Raw genomic sequence first — 2,240 nt, forward strand, 5'->3', positions numbered from 1 at the left:
GCCGACATCGTCGGCGTCAAGGCGAGCGACAACACCCTGATCCGGTGGACCGGGGACGGTGACGGCACCTTCGCCGCACCGGCCCAGATCGGCCACGGCTGGTCCACCCACCGCCTCGCCAACTACTGATCCACCACTGAATCACCACCACCCGCGAACCGCGGTCGATGGCGCATGCCCAGAATCGAACCCCAGGAGTTGTACGTGAAAAGACGTCTCCTTGCCCGGCTGACCGCCGCGGCACTCATCGGCGGAATGCTCTCCACCGCGCTGGTGAACAGCGCGTCGGCGGTGCCGCCCGAGACATACATCAGCAGCTACGCCGCCTCCGCCCAGACCGTCCAGCAGCAGTACGGCGTGCCGGCATCGGTGGCCCTCGGCCAGTCGATCCTCGAATCCGCGTGGGGCGAGAGCCGACTGACCCGCGAACGGAGGAACTTCTTCGGCTTCAAGTGCACCGCGTCGAACGCGCCGGGCCCGATCGCGACGAGCTGCCACAACTATCCGACCCAGGAGTGCGGCCCGTCCGGCTGCTACACCGTCAACCAGTACTTCCGCGGGTACGCCAGCAGCACGGACTCGTTCCGCGACTACGGCCGGCTGCTGCGGACCGCGCGGTACGCGGCCGCGTTCGACCACGTGGACGATCCCGACCAGTTCATCCGCGAGGTGCACCGCGCCGGATACGCCACCGATCCGGAATACGCGAACAAGGTGATCAGCCTGATGCGTACCTACAACCTGTACCGCTTCAACACCACCGCCCCCGATCGGCCGGCGGAGAGTGTGAATGGTGACCGGTTCGAGGATCTGGTCGCGGTGGATGCGGACGATGTGATGTGGATGTATCCGGGTCGTTCGGCGGGGACGTTCGGTACGGCGGTTCGGGTTGGTTCGGGGTGGATCGACAACTACAACCGGATCGCGGTCGGTGATTCGAACGGCGACGGGTTCGCGGATCTGTTCGCGACCGCGACCGACGGGGTGTTGTGGTACTGGCACAACGACGCCAAGGGTGGCTTCGGGTCCCGTACCCAGGTCGGTCAGGGCTGGAAGGCCGTGCAGTGGTTCACGGTCGCCGACGTGAACGGGGACGACAAGGCTGACATCCTGGCGAAGGTCGGTGACTACCTGAACCTGTACATCGGGACCGGCCGGGGCCAGTTCGCCGAGCCGCGTCGGGTCGGTACGGGCTGGAACCAGGTGTCGCGGTTCGCCGCCGGTGATGCCGATGGTGACGGTGACGCGGACATCTGGGGGACCAAGCCGGACGGGACGTTGCTGTTCTGGAAGGGCAACGGCCAGGGTGGCTTCACCGCACCCGCCGTCGTCGGCGGGGGCTGGCAGGGCGTCCGCGAGTTCGCCGTGCTCGACGTCAACGGCGACCGCAAGGCCGACATCGTCGGCGTCAAGGCGAGCGACAACACCCTGATCCGCTGGACCGGGGACGGTGACGGCACCTTCGCCGCACCGGCCCAGATCGGCCACGGCTGGTCCACCCACCGCCTCGCCAACCACTAGACCAGGAACAGAGGAGCCGTGAACATGCAGACAGTCAGGAAACCGCGGGCGAGAGCGGTCGTCACCGCGGTCATCGGGATACTCACCATGCTGGCCGCGTACGCGGTGCAGGACGCGACCCTCGGCACCCGTACGGCCCACGCCGCCACCCGTGCCGGCATCGTCGCAGTCGCCGAGGGCGAGGTCGGCAACTCCGAGGCCAACGGCCGCTGTCAGAAGTACGGTCCCTGCATCACCACCGCCTGGTGCGCGATGTTCGCCGAGTGGGTCTGGCGCAACGCCGGTGTCTCCCCGGTGTTCACGACCGACGTCGCCACCGGCGTCGGCACCTGGGGACAGCAGCAGGGGCTCTGGAAGGCCCGCCCCTCCGGCGGGACCGGCAGCCCGGCCCCCGGTGACGTCGTCGTGTGGGGCACACCGGGCTCCGGTGTGGGAGGCCACGTCGGCATCGTCCACACCGTGCACTCCGACGGCACCATCACGACCATCGAGGGCAACCAGAACGACGCGGTGGTCAAGCGGCGCATCAACCCGGCCACCCAGCGGGCCGGCGAACGCGACGTCCTGATCAGCGGGTACGTGTCACCGCCGAACATCTCCGTGCCCGATCGGCCGGCGGAGAGTGTGAATGGTGACCGGTTCGAGGATCTGGTCGCGGTGGATGCGGACGATGTGATGTGGATGTATCCGGGTCGTTCGGCGGGGACGTTCGGTACGGC

At 68.0% G+C, this 2,240-nt stretch carries 2 protein-coding genes; both read left to right on the forward strand.

Annotation, left to right across the window (positions count from 1 at the left end; all coding sequences use genetic code 11):
* Positions 1 to 204: 204 nt before the first annotated feature.
* Positions 205 to 1,521, forward strand: a complete 1,317-nt coding sequence (locus AB0I42_RS37220; RefSeq protein ID WP_357544479.1) for a glucosaminidase domain-containing protein — start codon at positions 205 to 207, stop codon at positions 1,519 to 1,521.
* 24 nt (positions 1,522 to 1,545) lie between these two features.
* On the forward strand, positions 1,546 to 2,240 hold a 695-nt coding region (locus AB0I42_RS37225), incomplete at its 3' end, for a CHAP domain-containing protein (protein WP_357544480.1).

Source organism: Polymorphospora sp. NPDC050346 (assembly GCF_040655695.1).
GTDB lineage: Bacteria > Actinomycetota > Actinomycetes > Mycobacteriales > Micromonosporaceae > Polymorphospora > Polymorphospora lycopeni.